13 protein-coding genes are annotated in these 17,934 nt (G+C 41.6%); 9 read left to right on the forward strand and 4 right to left on the reverse strand.

Annotation, left to right across the window (positions count from 1 at the left end):
* Window positions 1–122: 122 nt before the first annotated feature.
* Together I8748_RS19185 and pth are read left to right on the forward strand one after the other, a co-directional pair.
* A complete protein-coding gene (locus I8748_RS19185; protein WP_198126165.1) occupies window positions 123–395 on the forward strand; it encodes a TatA/E family twin arginine-targeting protein translocase in 273 nt (90 codons plus the stop codon).
* 30 nt (window positions 396–425) lie between these two features.
* Complete coding sequence (pth, locus tag I8748_RS19190) at window positions 426–1,061, forward strand: aminoacyl-tRNA hydrolase (RefSeq protein ID WP_198126166.1); 636 nt, start codon at window positions 426–428, stop codon at window positions 1,059–1,061.
* 343 nt (window positions 1,062–1,404) lie between these two features.
* On the opposite strand, the gene rpsU (I8748_RS19195) is transcribed toward pth, so the two are convergent.
* The 3 genes from rpsU (I8748_RS19195) to rsmI all read right to left on the reverse strand — a co-directional run bounded on the left by rpsU (I8748_RS19195) (window position 1,405) and on the right by rsmI (window position 3,199).
* Entirely contained in the window at window positions 1,405–1,584 is a 180-nt protein-coding gene (gene rpsU, locus I8748_RS19195) for a 30S ribosomal protein S21 (RefSeq protein ID WP_008226419.1), read from the reverse strand.
* A gap of 302 nt (window positions 1,585–1,886) precedes the next feature.
* Window positions 1,887–2,231 (reverse strand): hypothetical protein, encoded by a 345-nt coding sequence (locus I8748_RS19200; protein WP_198126167.1) that lies wholly within the window; start codon window positions 2,229–2,231, stop codon window positions 1,887–1,889.
* A 122-nt stretch (window positions 2,232–2,353) separates the two neighbouring features.
* On the reverse strand, window positions 2,354–3,199 hold the full coding sequence (gene rsmI, locus I8748_RS19205) for a 16S rRNA (cytidine(1402)-2'-O)-methyltransferase (protein WP_198126168.1): 846 nt from the start codon (window positions 3,197–3,199) through the stop codon (window positions 2,354–2,356).
* A 151-nt stretch (window positions 3,200–3,350) separates the two neighbouring features.
* Here rsmI and I8748_RS19210 point away from each other — a divergent pair, with 151 nt between their 5' ends.
* The 7 genes from I8748_RS19210 (at window position 3,351) to I8748_RS19240 (ending at window position 11,365) form a co-directional block, all read left to right on the forward strand.
* Window positions 3,351–4,217, forward strand: a complete 867-nt coding sequence (locus tag I8748_RS19210; protein WP_198126169.1) for a sugar kinase — start codon at window positions 3,351–3,353, stop codon at window positions 4,215–4,217.
* Window positions 4,218–4,244: 27 nt separating this feature from the next.
* Window positions 4,245–5,105: a 3'(2'),5'-bisphosphate nucleotidase CysQ family protein gene (locus tag I8748_RS19215; RefSeq protein WP_198126170.1), complete on the forward strand. Its 861-nt coding sequence runs from the start codon at window positions 4,245–4,247 to the stop codon at window positions 5,103–5,105.
* Window positions 5,106–5,484: 379 nt separating this feature from the next.
* Window positions 5,485–5,787 (forward strand): RNA recognition motif domain-containing protein, encoded by a 303-nt coding sequence (locus I8748_RS19220; RefSeq protein WP_096551445.1) that lies wholly within the window; start codon window positions 5,485–5,487, stop codon window positions 5,785–5,787.
* A 122-nt stretch (window positions 5,788–5,909) separates the two neighbouring features.
* Window positions 5,910–6,104, forward strand: coding sequence for a 30S ribosomal protein S21 (gene rpsU / locus I8748_RS19225; RefSeq protein ID WP_096551447.1), 195 nt, complete (start codon window positions 5,910–5,912; stop codon window positions 6,102–6,104).
* A gap of 253 nt (window positions 6,105–6,357) precedes the next feature.
* Window positions 6,358–7,122: a hypothetical protein gene (locus tag I8748_RS19230; protein WP_198126171.1), complete on the forward strand. Its 765-nt coding sequence runs from the start codon at window positions 6,358–6,360 to the stop codon at window positions 7,120–7,122.
* 1,821 nt (window positions 7,123–8,943) lie between these two features.
* Complete coding sequence (locus I8748_RS19235; RefSeq protein WP_198126172.1) at window positions 8,944–9,933, forward strand: terpene synthase family protein; 990 nt, start codon at window positions 8,944–8,946, stop codon at window positions 9,931–9,933.
* Between the two features lie 31 nt (window positions 9,934–9,964).
* Window positions 9,965–11,365 carry a cytochrome P450 gene (locus tag I8748_RS19240; protein WP_198126173.1) on the forward strand — a complete coding sequence of 467 codons (1,401 nt, stop codon included), beginning with the start codon at window positions 9,965–9,967 and terminating at the stop codon, window positions 11,363–11,365.
* 129 nt (window positions 11,366–11,494) lie between these two features.
* Here I8748_RS19240 and I8748_RS19245 read toward each other — a convergent pair whose 3' ends face one another.
* A complete protein-coding gene (locus I8748_RS19245) occupies window positions 11,495–17,287 on the reverse strand; it encodes a trifunctional serine/threonine-protein kinase/ATP-binding protein/sensor histidine kinase (RefSeq protein ID WP_198126174.1) in 5,793 nt (1,930 codons plus the stop codon).
* Window positions 17,288–17,934 lie beyond the last annotated feature (647 nt).

A 17,934-nucleotide genomic window follows, 5' to 3' on the forward strand; every position in this document is an offset into this window, starting at 1 on the left:
CCCTCATCCCCCTCATCTCCACCATCCCCCCCACTACCTTTGAATGCAACTCGCTATCACTATTGTCTAGACTACATATGTGAATTTCAGCCACGATTTTATTGTTTACAGGAGACACAGTAATGAATGTATTTGGTATCGGTTTGCCGGAAATGGGTCTAATTATGGTAGTGGCGCTGTTAATCTTTGGGCCGAAGAAACTGCCAGAGATTGGCCGTAGTCTGGGTAAAGCAATTCGCGGTTTTCAAGAAGCTTCTAATGAATTTCAAAATGAGTTTAAGCGCGAAGCTGAACAAATAGAACAAGCTGTGAAAACTACTGCTGAAATTGAACCCAAGCAAATCCCAGCAGCTAAATCTGAACAAGATGCTGCTGGTTCTTCCCAAGCTAGTTAAGATGCTGGGAATCGATTAATTGTAGGCAAAATGACAGAAGCTGTTACGCAAAGTGCTGTGGTGATTCCCCAACTAATTGTCGGGTTGGGGAATCCTGAACCCAAGTATGACCAAACACGCCACAATATTGGCTTTGCTGCTGTAGATGCTATTTCTCGTTCTTGGCAAATTCCCTTAGCGGAAAATCGCAAGTTTCAAGGAGAGTATGGCGAAGGTATGGCACCAGGTGGAGGTAAAATCCGCTTGCTAAAGCCTTTGACTTATATGAATCGTTCCGGACAGTCAATTCAAGCGGTGACAAGTTGGTATAAATTGCCGCCAGAGTCTGTGCTAGTGATTTATGACGATATGGACTTGCCTTTAGGAAAGACTCGCCTACGCTTGTCTGGTTCCGCTGGGGGACACAATGGTATGAAGAGTGCGATCGCTCATCTTAGCACCCAAAACTTTCCCCGGCTGCGAATCGGCATTGGTAAACCCAAAAATAGCACTAATGGTGATAACTCTGAGTCTGTCTCCCATGTGCTAGGAAAATTTTCTACCACCGAAACTCAACTCATGTCTCTTGTACTCCAGTTTGTAGTTGAATGTGTAGAACTTAGCCTCAAACAAGGAGTAGAAAAGGCAATGAATCGTTGTAATAGTCGTACTGTTGAGCTTTTGTAGATACTGCTGTCTCAGCTTGACAAAAGAAGCTAAGGGAGTTTTAAAATAGTCACAGTAATCGAAGCATAGTTTAGGACAATGCTGATTGCTCAAAGCCAATAAGCAATTTGGTTTCTACTCAGCACTTTGCTATATGTTGGTTGATAGGCAGCAATTACAGCTAGCTCCAACCAACTAAAGCAAAATCTTTAATAATCTGCATTATTTAAATGGAAAGCAATACACCCACACCCCAGTAAGGGGTGCGGCGCATGTTGCTTAATTTTTTGTAAGAATAACGGCAATGTGGTATTGCTTCTTGAAGGTCATTCCTCAAGCAATACCAATACCAAGCCGAATAGGTTTATTTAAAACGGCGTTTGCGTCTAGCTGCCACTGCCTTACGTTTGCGCTTTTCCAACGGTGTTTCAAAGTGCCGATGATACTTCACATCAGCCAATATACCAGCTTTCGAGACCTGGCGTTTAAATCGACGCAGAGCTGAATCTATTCCTTCGTTTTCTCCTAGAACCACTTGGGTCATTCTGGCTTTGTCCTCATAATTAATAGTTTCCATTGTAATACTAGCCTCAAACTTAGCCAAATTTCCCTATGCAAACGCCAGGATAAAAGGCAATTTATCCAGTTGAGGCAGCTTATTTGTGCTTCTTGTTAGTCAAGTTGGCACTTAGCTACAAACCATTGCCAGTGCCATAATGCACTTGCAGCAACAGTAGGAAATATAGAAGAATTATATATCAAATTTTCCTGACTGCACTACAGCAGCAAAGATAGGTAAACTTAGCTACTACCAACAATGTACAACTAATACCATTGACACCAGCTTTAAAACCTAATTCTACCTTGGTTTAAGAATTTATATCCAACTGCTAATGCAGTAAAAGCAATAAAAAAATTCCATAAACTAGTTGGTCTCAAAATCACTCCGCCACTTAAAATAACTAGCACGATACCAATACTTAATAAAATCCATCCCAAGTTACCAGTTTCTCGGCGAAAAAAGACTAACGCCAAAACGCCAGCCATGATTGCCATAACTGAGCCAGTAGCCGATAAACTGCCGTAAAAATATGAATAATAACCACTAGCAAATATGATATCCTGTCCCCAAAAGTAGATGCCTGTAATCAGTAAAAATAAACCTACAAGTTTGATTAACAAATTACCCATAATATTTTTTTATTTTTAGCAACTGAGAATTTTCACAAAATCATAGTTCTGTTTTTAAATTCTAGTGTATGCATGGGTAAATTTATTAAGTATTAACACTTAAGCAAAAGTATAATTAAAGGCTATTCAGTCACTAGAGAAAGAGCTAATTGATAGATTTGGCGACGGGGAAGAGAAGTAAATTTTGCTAATTGTCGGCTAGCTTGCGATCGCGATATGCCCTGACTAATTAAATGTTGCAGTTCAGCTTTTAATTCTTCTTCTGTCAGTTGGGTCTGGCTGGGTGGAGTTCCCGCCACTAACAGCGTGTATTCGCCTTGGGGGTCGCGTTGATTGTAGTGGGCGATCGCTTCGGCAATTGTTCCCCGCCAAAATTCCTCATAAAATTTAGTTAATTCCCGTGCCAGCACAATTTGGCGATCGCTTCCCCAAACTTGTGCTAAATCTTGTAAAGTTTCTCGCAAACGGTGCGGTGATTCATAGAAAATTAAAGTGCGAGATTCTGTCTGCAAAGACTCTAAATGTTCTCGCCGTTGTTGACCTTTAGCTGGCAAAAAGCCTTCAAACACAAACCGATCCGTTGGTAGTCCCGCTGCACTCAAAGCCGTAATTGCTGCACTAGCACCAGGGATAGGAACTACGGTGATTCCAGCTGCAATACAAGCTTTCACCAGCTCATATCCAGGATCAGAAATACCTGGCATCCCCGCATCACTGACAAGAGCGATCGCTTTACCATTCCCCAAATGTTCTAATAATTCTGGGATACGGCTGCTACGATTGTGTTCGTGGTAACTCACCTGGGGCGTTTTAACTTGAAAATGCTGTAGCAATTTCCCAGTGTGGCGAGTATCTTCCGCTGCAATCAGATCCACAGTTTGCAAAATCCGCACCGCCCGAAAGGTCATATCTTCCAGGTTGCCAATTGGTGTACCGACAACGTAAAGTGTTCCTGGTTTTGTATCCATAGATGAATATTATCGCAGTGCTGAATGTTGAGTGCTGAGTTAGGAGTTAGGAGTTAGGAGTTAATAGTTTTATCCTGCCCCATGCCCAATTCCCAATTCCCAATTCCCAATTCCCAATTCCCCATGCCCAATTCCCAATTCCCCATACCCAATGCCCAATTCCAAAGGTCTTTTTGTCGGTTTACTAACCTTAGATTTAATTTATCTTGCTGATTCCGCCCCTAGGAATAATCAGAAAATTGTTGCTATTGACTATACTGTCGCAGCCGGTGGCCCAGCGACAAATGCAGCTGTGACATTCAGCCATTTAGGTAATCAAGCCAATATCTTGGGCGTGTTGGGTTCTCACCCGATGACACAACTAATTCAAAGCGATTTGGCTAATTATCAAGTTGCGATCGCTGACTTGGAACCAAGTACTAGTGCAGCGCCCCCTGTCTCCTCTATAATTGTTACCCAAGCTACGGGTGAACGAGCTGTGGTTTCTATTAATGCTGTCAAAACTCAAGCCAGTCATACATCTATCCCGCCAGATATTTTGCAAAATGTTGATATTGTATTGATTGATGGACACCAGATGGCGGTTAGTTATGACATAGCCCTCATGGCTAAAGCTAAGAATATACCAGTAATTATTGATGGTGGTAGTTGGAAAACTGGTTTTGAGCAAGTTTTGCCTTTTGTAGATTATGCCGTTTGTTCTGCGAATTTTTATCCGCCTTTTTGCCGCATAGAGGAAGAAGTTTTTGCATATCTCAATGCATTTAAAATTCCTCACATTGCTATTACACATGGCGAGAAACCAATTGCATATTTGAGTAATGGTCAAACTGGTATTTTAACTGTACCCTCTGTTCAAGCAGTTGATACACTGGGGGCTGGAGATATTTTTCACGGTGCTTTCTGCAACTATATTTTACAGTCAAGTTTTACTGATGCATTGGCACAGGCTGCTAGGGTTGCTGCTGATTCCTGTCAATTTTTTGGTACGCGCCGTTGGATGGAATCAAAATTGTAGAAGTTAAGTTAGAAAAAGGCTGAATTAATGAAAGACTTGCAAGAAATATTAGCGATCGCGCGACAAGTGAGTTGGGATGCAGCAGATATACTAAGGTCGTACTACCACGGCAGTGCAAAAGACTCTAGCCTCAATGTGCAATATCAACAAAATGAACCTGTCACCGTTGCAGATGTAGCTGTGAGTCAATACATTTTGGATCAGCTACAAGCAGCTTTGGGTCATGAAGATTTTGGCTACATCAGCGAAGAAACCTATAAATCCCGTAATGACGCACAAGCTGATAACCCTAGTTGGGTGTGGATTATCGATCCTTTAGATGGCACACGAGACTTTATCGACAAAACCGGCGAATATGCAATTCACATCGCTTTAGTCAAGGAAACACGTCCAGTCTTAGCAGTAGTGGCAGTGCCGGAAGCAGAAAAGCTCTATTATGCTACCAAAGGTACAGGTACATTTGTCGAAACCCGTGACGGTTCTATTCCCTTACGTCTGTCTTCAAGTAAACCAATTGAGGATTTAACCCTAGTTGTGAGTCGCTCTCACCGCAATGAAAGGTTAAATTACTTACTAGAAAACTTGCCCTGTCAAAAACAAAAAGCAGTTGGTAGCATAGGTTGCAAAATTGCCACCATTCTCGAACAACAGGCGGATGTTTATATCTCCCTTTCCGGCAAATCTGCCCCCAAAGACTGGGATATAGCCGCCCCAGAACTGATTTTGACAGAAGCTGGTGGCAAGTTTACGCACTTTGACGGCAGTTTGTTGCAATACAATACAGGTGATATCAATCAATGGGGTGGTTTGCTTGCTAGTAACGGACAACATCACGAATTGCTGTGTCAAGAAGCAGAAAAAGTATTAGCACAGCTGCCTCATGGCTAAAGCCAAGAAAATTTATGTTGAAATGCCCTTTCATCACAGTTGTTCATGGTATAATTGAGTCTCGTGAGAATCCTTATATTTTACGATCCTTCAGTCATCAGCCTGATTTTCAAGGCCAAAGCTCTGAAGCGCTAGCTACTACCAATTTGCATTTATACAGTGCAATCCCTAAGTTAGGTAATATAAGCCATTTATTTGCAGATTTTAAAACCTGCTTTGAAAGACTTATATTTGCTAGCTAGTTAGTGTGAGACGATAGCCAAGGGCTGTGCTATAGTTTAGGATATAAGGATTATTTTCGGTTGAGTTATTCGTTTTGATTTTTAAAAGCGTCTCTCCGAATTTAACTCTCTACACTTTCTAAATTCGGAGACATTTTATGTCAATTTATGTCGGTAATCTATCCTATCAGGTAACAGCAGAAGACCTGAAGCTAGCTTTTGCAGAGTATGGAACAGTTACACGCGTTCAGCTACCTACAGACAGGGATACAGGTCGTCCTCGCGGCTTTGCCTTTGTAGAAATGGAAACAGACGCTCAAGAAGTATCTGCCATTGAAGCACTTGATGGCGCTGAATGGATGGGGCGTGATTTAAAAGTTAACAAAGCTAAGCCACGTGAAGAAAGAAGTCCTTCTCGTGGTGGCTGGGGCAATAATACACGCAATAATCGCCGCTACTAAAGTTTAATTTAATAATTTAACATCTAGAGTCTCCAGCAGGTAAAGCCAAAGGCTCGACACTGCTGGAATATTTTATTTTGTCTCTAGTCTTCAACTATTCATCCATATGGGGAGGAATGAGAATGACACAAGTAGTTTTGGGGGAGAATGAAGGTATTGAGTCAGCTTTGCGAAGATTTAAACGGGAAGTATCTAAAGCTGGGATTTTCCAGGATATGAGGAAAAAGCGTCACTTCGAGACGCCATTAGAAAAAGAGAAACGTAAAGCAGTTGCTAGACATAAACAAAGTCGTAGGAACCGTTCTCGCTACAGATAAGACATCAAAGGTAATTTCCTCTGCGACTTTGTATGACAGTCTGTAAATAATTAGGCAAATATAAATCAACTCAATATTCGTGGTAGCGCTCTTGTGAAAAGACAGCGTTGCTACGAATATGTTTGTAAACGCAAGTAATTTCTGAAGTTTCCTTTTGGGAATTCAAAGCAATGTAGATGTATCTTCCGCTATACTCACAAAGTATTGTGGATATCCTCTATCTAAAAGCTCTGGCTCTGAATTTTCAAAGAAAATGTTGCGTGTTTATCATCTTTTACTTGGTGCTATTCTACTGGTTTTAATGCCACTGGGAGTAAAATTTTTTCTCCCTTACTTTTCTGCTACCAAAGTGGAAAAACCTAATCCTGTAGTTACGCCGACTCAAAGTAATTCCCCTCAAGCCTCTCCTTCAACAACTCCCGAATCGGTAGAAGAAAATATTTGGAAGAGAATCTTAGGTAGTGAGATTCCCACCCCCAACGGCTGGCAAGTTGCTGCTTGCCAGGGAAATGCACCTTTATTGTGTATTGCCTCAAAAGGAGAAATTTTAGGTACAGTCGAAATAGGGGTTTACCCAGTCAATAATAATCCAGATTTCCAAAAAAATCTCACAGTGGCGGGTATTCCGCTCAATTCTCAGGTGGACTACCAAAGTCCCAAGTACCAAACCCAGTTATTAAAAGCACTCAGAGCTTGGGTTGCCAACTTCTATGCTACTTTAGCGAAAGATCGTCAAAGTAGCTATGCAAACAAAATAGTGTTCTCACCCTATCCCCCGCAACAAGCATCAGTTGGTAAACTTCAGGGAATACGTTACGGGTTTATAGGACTTAAAGTTGAGGGCGGAGTGCAAGAGCAACATATAGGTTATGTTGCCTTTGATGGTACAAGGCTTTACGTAATTAGTACAGCTTTTGACCCAAGCTCTGTAACTGGAAAGTTCGAGAAACTGGAAAATTTAGCAGTTTTTCAGCCTTATTTGGATACTCTAGCTGCAAATTTGAATTTGCCCAGATAGCCGATATTCTTGAGTAGTGGCAGTATTCAGGTTTTTGTTTGTTAATTAGCATACTATTCGATCCAAGCGTCGTCAAGCTACTTCTGGCGATCGCTTTGGAGTGGTTTGCGGATTCAAAGCGTTATAGACTCGTTTTGCGTGCCTTTCCATCCGGTAGCAACTGGTGTGATTTAAAATTATCAGTCTTTAGTAAAAGGCTGTTTCACGCAGATAATACCAATTTGCAATGACGCTCGTTCCGATGCTCGTTCCTCGCTAACGCTACCGCTTCGCTAACGCAATTCGCAATTAAAAAATGAAGCAGCAACCCACTGGTTCCTGTTGACTGTCAACCGTCAAGAGTTAGGAACGAATAATTACAATGAGATATTTTTTTAATTGTCATTACCAAAAGGCTGTCTCAGGCAGCTTTTTTACTTTTTAAGCTTGATTTTTGGCGTTTTCTCAAATATTACAAAATTTATGTACACCAGGTTTTTCTAATTGGTCATCTGTATTTATACTCAACATCTACCATAATATGTTAAATATAGTCTTAGTGTATAAAATACGACTTAATTTATAGTTTATAATTTCATCTGGAATTAGATAGAAAAAGGTCTATTCCAAAAGATAGAAACCAAAATTGTCACTATGTTTTTTTAGCAATTTACGTCAAAAAAGATGTTGTATCATCATAATTAGGTTATGGTTTGATAACATTTTTAGCTAAACACTTAATTACTTAGTTACAAATAAAACTTCAATCACTATTAAACTAAAATATATAAAAAGTTGCTCTAAGCATTTCATAGTATGCTTCCAAGCGTTTTATCTAATTAGAAGGCAAACAAAAAAACAGTAACAATACTTAAATATTTCGTGATCTATCTTAAAAAAATGTTAAATTAATCACATATAAGTATATAAAAGTTAAATTATTTTTTAAATTACATAAAACCACGGATGTCTTTTTTCATGAAAATATTAAAAAATGATTAACCAGGTTAAGTTTTGCTATGCAAGCTTAACTCAACGTAATCTCATACAACACTGCACACATAAGCTAATGCGCTTACATATTGCAGTATTTTCTGTGAAGATCGTTCGTCATCATGAGCCTGTACGTTACTTTGGTTTCCAAACTTATGACGCCTTCTAGGCGGCTTAAGCTAGAGTAGCAAGTGGCGCTCATTAATCATTAGTCTTTTGTAAACACAAATGATTAATAACGAATGACAAAGATAGAAGTCTGAGCATGGGCTTGCAACTATCATAACTTCATAGATAAACTTCATAAGTCAGTATGTAATTTAAATGCATAACAGCTTAATAACCTTGTTGAAGTTGTGAAAATACTTTGTTGAAATCAAAATTTTACAATTCATTTAGGGCTACCCTAGTGGCAGTAAATGTGAGTTTTACACCCTATTAAGTGTAGTGCAACAGCTAATTTGGTTAAAGCTAAACCACTGAAATACAAGGCGCGAAACGTTGAAGCAAGTAAAAGTTCCCCAAGCGCCATTCATGAAATGTCGGCAATACAAAAGTATAGTTACTCAACCAAGTTCAGCCTTTTGATCTACATTACTCTTTGGCAATGAATTTTGTAGATTTAAACAAATATCTCCAAATAGAGTTCAGTTTTAGTTAGAGTTCAGTTCTTATCAAGTTCTGTGTAGGCTAAAGCTTAGATGTGGTATCACTAGGATTTTAAGACATAATTTAAATCCTCAAGAATTCCATAGCTAAAGTTTTGCAGATAAGAGAGTGACACAAATATCTGCTAACAACTATTAGCAAGAAAATTGATTCTGTTTCTCTGTTAAAAATGGAGTTGTCATGAACGAGTTCGTGTGGCCGGAATTATACTGTCCATTTTCACCTCAGATTAATAAGTATGCTGATGTTCTAGAAGATTATGCCTTTGAATGGGTGCTACGCTTCAACCTTTTACGAGATGAATCAGTTTATCGGCGTTTCAGCAAGGCAAAATTTTCTTGGCTGGCTGCAAGTACCTATCCCAACTGCGAACTTGAACAACTAAAAATTGCAAATGACTGGTTGAGTTGGTTGTTCATTTGGGATGACCAGTGGGACATGTCAGATTTAGGCAAAAAACCTGAATTGCTCAAGAGTTATTACAAAAGGTTTCTGGAAATCTTCAACGGAGCAGAACTGACGAGCGAAGATCTACCTCTTACTTATGCCTTGAATGACATCCGCCAAAGGATGCTCAAAACAGGGAGTGCAAAATTATTGCATCGCGTCGTTTGCAGCTTTGAAGACTTCTTTGATGGATGTGTTTTAGAAGCAACTAACCGCGCTCAGGGAATTATACCCAATGTTGAAACCTATACGAACCTACGTAGATTAAGTGTGGCGGGGGATCTAATCCTTTTATGGATTGAATTGTTTAATCCATTTATGATTCCCGATATTTTGCGAAAGCACGACATCGTTAAGAAACTACAAGAGATGACAATTAACATTCTTGCGTGGTGTAACGATATCTTTTCTGCACCCAGAGAAATGGCAAGTGGAGATGTTCATAACTTAGTATTGGTACTGCATTATCAACAGCAACTTCCTTTAGAACAAGCAATCAAGTTTGCTGCCGAAATGCACGACCAAGAAGTACAAAAGATGATGAATTTAGAAGTATCTATTCCATCTTTTGGAGAAGAGGTAGATACTCAACTTGCAAAATACATATCAGGGTGTCATACCTGGATACGCGGCAACCTCGATTGGTATTCTCACTCTGGTCGCTATCAGTCTGCGGAAAAGCTGGATTTAGCTGTTGGTATGGCTCCAGAAATCATAGTGTAACACTCGCCTCATTTCGCAAGGAAAAATTTTTATGCAACTACCCAATCGTATTAAATCCCCCTCTTTGCTCCAGAAGATCCAATGGATTTTTGATCCTATGGGATATATGGAAAGCTCAGCCCAGCAATATCCTGACCTTTTCACTGGTGAAGTAGTTGGTTTTGGCAACACCCTGGTATTTGTCAGCCATCCTCAGGCAATGCAGCAAATTTTAACCAGCCAAAGAAGCAAGTTTGCAGCCGATGGTAAACTCAACCAAATTTTACAACCCATACTAGGGGAGTATTCACTGATTATGTTAGGGGGCGCTCCCCACAAACGGCGGCGACAACTGTTGATGCCCTCGTTTCATGGAGACCGGATGAGAGCCTACGGTCATCTATTTGATGATATCGCTGCCAAAGTCTTTAGTCAGTTGTCAATAGGCCAAACCTTCCAGGCTCGTACTGCCACGCAGGAGATTTCTCTGCAAGTGATCTCACAGGTTCTCCTTGGCTTGCATGAGGGAGAACGTTGCGAACAACTCATGCAGTTAATAGTATCGATGTTAGATGTCTTTGACTCCCCACTGACTTCTAGCTTCTTGTTGTTACCCTTTCTCCAACAAGATTTAGGAGCTAAAAGTCCTTGGGGGGGGTTTGTGCGTCGGCGGCAGCAAGTAAATGAATTGCTCCACGCTGAAATTGTTGAACGTCGTCAAAAACTCGATCCAGACCGCATCGATATTCTTTCGTTGCTGATGGATGCAACAGATGAAGCCGGACAACCGATGACTGATGAAGAGTTGCGCGATGAAATCAAAACCCTGATGTTTGGTGGATATGAAACCGCAGCAACAGCAATGGCTTGGGCATTGTATTGGATTCACCGCAAGCCTGAAGTCAAAGAAAAACTGCTCCAAGAATTGGATACCCTGGGCGATTCGCCTGACCCGATGACCATTTTCCGACTACCTTATCTCACAGCTATCTGTAATGAAACTTTACGGATTTACCCGATTGTAATGTTGACGTTGCCCACGTTAGTGCAAGAACCCGTTGACATACTAGGATACTCATTAGAGCCAGGTACCGTAGCAGTTGGCTCCATCTACCTTATGCATCAGCGTGAGGATTTATATCCCCAACCTAAAGAGTTTCGCCCAGAACGCTTTCTAGAGCGCCAATTTACTCCCTATGAATTTATGCCTTTTGGTGGCGTTCGTCGCTGTATTGGTGAGGCTATGGCTATTTTTGAAATGAAGGTAGTTTTGGCAAAAATCCTGTCTACTTATGAACTCGCACTAGTTGAGCAGCGGCCAGTACGGCCTCAACGTCGAGGTGTTACCCTTGCACCGACCAGTGGCATCAAATTAGTGATTACAGGGCGGCGTCAGCGTCAAAAATCTCCGATGACTACGGCAACTACACCCACCCCATTAGTAGGTCGCTAACCTAAAATGACGCTGGTGTGGATTGGGGAAAATTCTTACCTTGACCCCACCAGCTTTATCAGGCACGAAGCAAGGCTTTTCCCTCTTGCCTTGTGCCTCCTATTTATAAATAATCCGACGGACATGATCTTACTGTCGCAGGGGAATCTCAATGACAAACTCAGTTCCTTTTCCCAGAGTAGAATTACAGGTTAACTGACCTTTGTGTTTATCCACAACCACTTGATAGCTAATTGACAACCCCAATCCTGTACCACTACCAATGGGCTTAGTAGTAAAAAATGGGTCAAAAATTTTCTGACACACCTTGGCAGTCATGCCACCACCGTTATCAGCGATGCAAATCCTTAAAGTATTAGAGTCTCCTAGCTCAGTGCTAATATGAATTTGCGGTTTGTTAGTTGTTTTTGTTTTACCCACTGACCACTGACTCTTGACTAATGACTCTTCAAGTGCATCAATGGCATTACTGAGGATATTCATAAACACTTGATTGAGTTGACCAGGGTAACAACTGACTAGTGGTAGTTGCCCATATTTTTTAATCACCTCAATTTCCTGGCGATCGCTCTTTTCTTTGAGTCGATGCTGCAAGATCATTAAGGTGTTATCAATACCTTCATGAATATCCACAGGCTTCATTTCTGCTTCATCAAGGCGGGAGAAATTGCGTAAACCCAAAACAATATTGCGAATACGTGAACTCCCAACTTTCATGGAATCGAGAATTTTCGGCAAGTCTTGTGCCAAAAAATCTGCGTCAATCTCTAAGGCTTTCTCTTGAACTAGCTCTGAAGGATTGGGGTATTCCTGTTGATAGATAGAAATCAAATCCAGTAAATCTTGTACATATTCACTGGCATGAGCGATGTTGCCATGAATAAAATTGATCGGGTTATTAATTTCATGGGCAATTCCCGCCACCATTTCCCCCAAGGAAGACATTTTTTCACTTTGAATCAATTGGCTTTGGGTATTTTGCAATTCCAAGAGTGCTTGTTGTAAGCGTTGATTGTTGTCGTTCAGTTCGGTTGTTCTTTCGGCTACTTTCTCCTCTAAAGTATGGTTATATTCCTCTAAGTCTTGATTGGCCTGAGCCAAATTCTTATAAAGGATGGCATTTTCTAGGGAAATTGCTGCTTGGGTGGTGAGGAGTTTGAGGACTTCGAGACGATCGCGTGTAAATGCTACCGTGGTCAGATTATTTTCCAGGTAAAGAATACCCAGCAATTTACCTTGATTGATAATTGGGATACATAATAGGCTCTTGGGTTGCTCGCTCATAATGTAGCGATCGCTGGCTAGGAAAGCAACAGCTTTCACATCATCAATCACGAAGATTTCCCTAGTACGTTTAACGTAGTTAATTAAAGTAATGGGGATATCACTACTAGACTCTAGATGAGTTGATGGAAACTCAGTGGAAATGCACGCCAATGTTGAATTGGAACTAACCGCAGTCACGGTTAAGCCCAAGCCATCACCTTCACTCAACATCAGCGCGGCTTTAGAAGCACCGGCATTCTCCATTACTACTGCCATTAAGGTAGAAAGTAGTTGCTCTAGCTCGATTTCTCCAGATAATGCTTGGGAGGCTTTGATCACAGATGCTAAATCTAGCATCTGGGAAATGCTGGTGTTAGAACTGATGACTGTTTCGTGAGTGATGGGACTAGATAGAGATATGCTCGGTTCAGTGGTGGTGTGAGTTCTGGGTTGGACTAGTAGTTTTTCTTGCTGGATGATGGGGGTCAGTAATTGAGGATAGTTTTGCTGTAAGTCGTCTACTTTGGCTTTTGATCCCCAGCGAACGTAGCAATAGTAGGCATCCGTGAGGTAGGTTTGGGCAATTTTCTGTTTACCCCATCCCAGATAAAACTTGGCAGCTAGTTCGTGGGCTAGCGCTTCTTCGTTGATGTATTCGTTTTCTTTGGCTAGGGTGATGGCGCGATCGTAATAATCCATCGCTTCTATATATTGACCTAGAATACGATACCGTTCAGCCTCTACAAGATAATATTTATGCAAATAATTCATCGGCGCATGATGCGCCCAGTATTGCATTTTTTCTTGATTGGCTTGTACTCGCTCAAGAATGCCATGTTGCTCAGAATCAGCAGCGTCAGCATAAGTTGCCAACTGTGCTAGAGAATCATAAAAATGGAAAAAAGGAACAACCAGTTGTCCTGTCACAGCAATTAAATACTGTTCTGCCAAAATGCCGTTTTCAACTGCTTGAGGGAACTGGTGAAATAAGTAACACAGATGTAGTTTGCCAACATATAAACATGCAAGTGCCATGACATCGTTGGTTTGCAAGTGAATAGGCAGCATTTTTTCCTCATCGTAGGCTTCACCGATTAAACGACCAGGATTTTCCACAGTCCCTAACAAGTTCAAGACTATCTGTCGATAAATTTCATTCCAGCTAAATACTGTTTCTTGCTTGAGTTGGCTGATGACGTTACTATAATTTGCTATTTCCCGTTCCAACCCTGTGAGTTCTCTACCTATGAAATATCCAGTATAGGAATAATTGTTCAGAGAATAGGCTGCAAATTCTAAATCTCCCGCTTCCAGTCCAGTAGAGTAAACCTCCAACAAAGGCTTTAATATTTCTTTAGAATGTTCCTTCCAATGTCGGATAGCTGAATTAAATACCAGTCGGGTTTTAGTAGTAACTTTTCCAGCATTACACTTAGTCGATAGACTTAAAGCCAGCTTGCCAAATTGATAACCAGACTCGATGTCTCCCAATGTACCGCAGAGTATTATCCCGTAAGCAACATAGGCAAAGGCAGACAAGAATACATTGCCATGTTGGAGTGATAAGTTGATTTGTTTAAAATTAATCAGGAGGAACAGGTGAGCATTGGTTCGAGAGCTAAGAGAAGTTGCACTCGATAGGATACGCATAATTGCTATTGTGTGAGCATCCGTCATCTCTGGCAAGTCGATTAAGTCCTGAATGCGTCTGCCAATGAGATTTGATGTTGTTTGTGCCATTGCTAGCTCAACATCAGACTCGCTGGGATTTTCAGGAAACTCTACACCCAACAACTTTAAAAATGATAATGCAGTGTTGACTGCTTCTAGTGCTTGATTCTGTGCCCCACAGGCTTGAATTTTGACTTCATAAACTTTTACTTTCTCCAGCAGTGTTTGAGCTTGTTGCAGTACTACTTCTGCTAATTGTTCCATCTGCTCAAAGTCGCCAGCTAGGTATGCCGCCTCTGCTGCTGTTTCATACAAAGCTAGGGTGAATTCATATTTTGTCTGCCAACTATCATCTGCAAGTAGTTGAATTCCAGTTGTTAAATACTTGAGTGCCGCTGGATAAGCAGTTGATGCCAAAGCTTTACGTCCAGCAATCAGATTCATCCGTGACAACTGTTCTTTCTCGCTTTGTATCTCAATTAACGGTACTGCTATGTTGAACTGATTTACCAGTTCAAAAATTCTTTCTTCTCTTTGAACAACTGGAATATTATTCAATAGCAGTTGCCCAATCTTCAAGTGAATTGACTGTTTTTGGTGTTCTGGAATTAAAAAATAAGCTGCTTGTTGTACCCGATCGTGGATGAATCTATATTGAATTGATTGGCAGTTGCTATGGTTAAATTCTCCTTCTTCCAAACCGATAATTTGCTCATGACCATCTTGTTCAACAAACTTGTACACTTCAGCTTGCGGTATCACTAGTCCTTCCAGTAACGCTGACCATAAGTCTGAGGCTGTATCTAACGCAGATTTCTCATGTACAATGGCAAGAGTATTTAAGTCAAATTGGTTGCCAATGCAGGCTGCTAATTTCAGGACTTTTTGAGTTTGTTTTGGCAACTTCATCAGTTGAATTGTCATAAATTCAACTACATCATCTGTCAAAGCTAAAGACTGAATTTTTGCCAAGTCGTACTGCCAATAACCCAGATGGAAGTTAAATTCAATTAGTCCATCTTTATGTAAAGCCTTGAGGAATTCATGAGAAAAGAAGGGATTGCCTTTGGTTTTGGCATACACCATTTGTGTGAGAGCGATCGCTACTTTTTCTTCACACTTCAAGGTATCAGCAATTAAACGATTTAAATCACCTTGTATTAAAGGTGTTAGGGTGATAGTATTAACTGTGGCTCCAGTTTTCTGAATCTCCTGGAGTGCCAAATCCAAAGGATGTGCTTTTGTGACTTCGTTATCTCGATACGCCCCAATCAGTAAAAGTCCTCCCTGAGTACCGCTTGCATTCTCTGTTTCACCTACAAGACCAGAAGCTTGGGTTTGAGTTATTAATAATTGAATTAATTTTAAAGAAGCTGCATCTGCCCATTGCAAGTCATCTAAGAATATCACTAAGGGATGTTCTTTATTAGTGAAGATGTTAATAAATCTCTGCAACAATAAATTAAAGCGATTTTCGGCAGCACTGCCAGAAAGTTCTGCCACTTCTGGTTGCTTGCCAACAATCAGTTCAAGTTCAGGAATCACATCAATAATTACTTGACTTTGCTCTCCCAAGGCACAGACAATCTTGGTTTTCCAATTTTGAATTTGAGCATCTGTTTCTAACAGTATTTGCCCAATCAAATCTCGAAAGGCTTGCACCAATGCTGATAAAGGAATATCGCGTTGAAATTGGTCAAATTTCCCTTTGATAAAGTAACCACGCTGCCGAACAATGGGTTTGTGGACTTCGTTGACTACTGCTGTTTTACCAATGCCAGAAAAACCCGCTACTAGGATGAGTTCACTATGTGAGGGGCGTAGGGAGTAGTGAGCCAGCGCCGTCTTGGGGAGCCAGTGCGGTCTTGGGGTTTCCCCAAGTGGAGCATCTGGCGTGGTTTCCTCCATGAGCGACTGGCGAACCCCAAAGGGGTGAGTGGTGAGTACTGAAGAATCTTTCCCTACTCCCCACTCGCTACTCCCTACTTTCTCTCCACTAACTCGCTCAAAAGCTGCAAGCAATTTTTCTACTTCTGCTTGGCGACCATAGAGTTTTTCGGGTATGAGGAAACGGTCTGAGATGTCTTTAACCCCCAACTCGAAGGGTGCGATTTTTCCTGTCTGTTGCCATTGCTTGCGGCACTCTTCTAGGTCATGTCTGAGTCCGTGGGCACTTTGATAGCGGTCTTCGGCATTTTTTGCCATCAGCTTGTGGATGATTAGAGACAGCATTGGCGGAATGCTGGGGTTAATCTGACTGACTGTTGGCGATTGTTTGGCAATGTGACAGTACACTAACTCCATTGGGTCGATGGTGGTGAAGGGTAACTGCCAAGTGAGGAGTTCAAAAAAGGTGACGCCCAACGAATAAAAGTCACTGCGGTAGTCGATACCTCGATTCATCCGTCCGGTTTGTTCGGGGGAAATATAAGCCAGTGTCCCTTCTAAAACATTGGGATTGGTCAGAAATTGAATTTCTCTGGGCAACAGCGTGGCAATGCTGAAGTCGATGAGTTTGACTTCCAGCGTACTGGGGTTTATCAGGATGTTGGCGGGTTTGATGTCTTTGTGGATGATGTGATCGCGATGCAATCTCTCTAAGCTGGATGCTATTTTGATGCCTATATGGAAAAAATCTAACAGAGATATACCATTTCCTTGTTTGCCTCTGTTCTCAATTCCCCAATCTTTGAGTGATATGCCGCCAAAGTCCTCCATCACTAAGGCGTAACCATTTCGGTAGTTTTCTAAGCTTAAAGGTCTGACTATCCCTGGATGGTCTAAATTTTTCGTAATTGTGTACTGATTACGGAACTGGGCGATTTCATTGAAGGTGGGATATTCATTCCTTAACAGCTTGATGATCACACTTTTTTGGTCTTGTTTTCTGATGCCTCGATAAACTAGGGTTTTGCTGCCAGAGTAGATTTGCTCGGTAATGCTATATCCGGGGATGGTAAATATTGTATCGGATAATACTAACATAGCAGGGAACTCACAGTGCTGTTATTCAACTTTAGTATTCCCTGATACCTGCCTTAGGTATCAGATGATGTTACATAAAATTCTGTTTTTGAGCAAAAAGATACAAAATAGGGCATAGGGCATAGGGCATAGGGGAGGCAGTGCGTTGGGGAGACGACGCCGTGGTGTTAGCGAAGCGCGAGTCTTCTCGCAAGGGGAGACGCTACGCTTTCGGAGCGTCAGCGGTAGCGAGCTTGCGAGCGTCATCCGTAAGGGTCTTGGGGGTTCCTCCCCCAACCCCAAAGGGAACCCCAAGCCCCCAATCTCCACGACCGAAGGGAGTGGGGGGCCCGAGTCCCCCATGAGCGATTGCCGCGCATGGTTTCCCAACTTGAGGCGACTGTCGTCGGCTATGCCGACTTGAACACCTGCCGTCATAGGGCATTATGAATCTACATCAGCATTTGTCGAAGTAGTATTTGCAAGCTACCTGTGAGCAACTGCGTACAGCATTCATGAATGAAAAGGTACTGGTGCGACTAGTAGTTCACCAACCCAAAATTGCCCAGTGAAGGCAAGCTGTTCTTGAGCAGGGAGAGCAGGGGGAGCGAAGAAGTAACAATTAATAACTCTCTTCCTCCCAGCCTCCCTAGCTCACCACCACGCAA

This window comes from Amazonocrinis nigriterrae CENA67, assembly GCF_016056305.1.
GTDB lineage: Bacteria > Cyanobacteriota > Cyanobacteriia > Cyanobacteriales > Nostocaceae > Amazonocrinis > Amazonocrinis nigriterrae.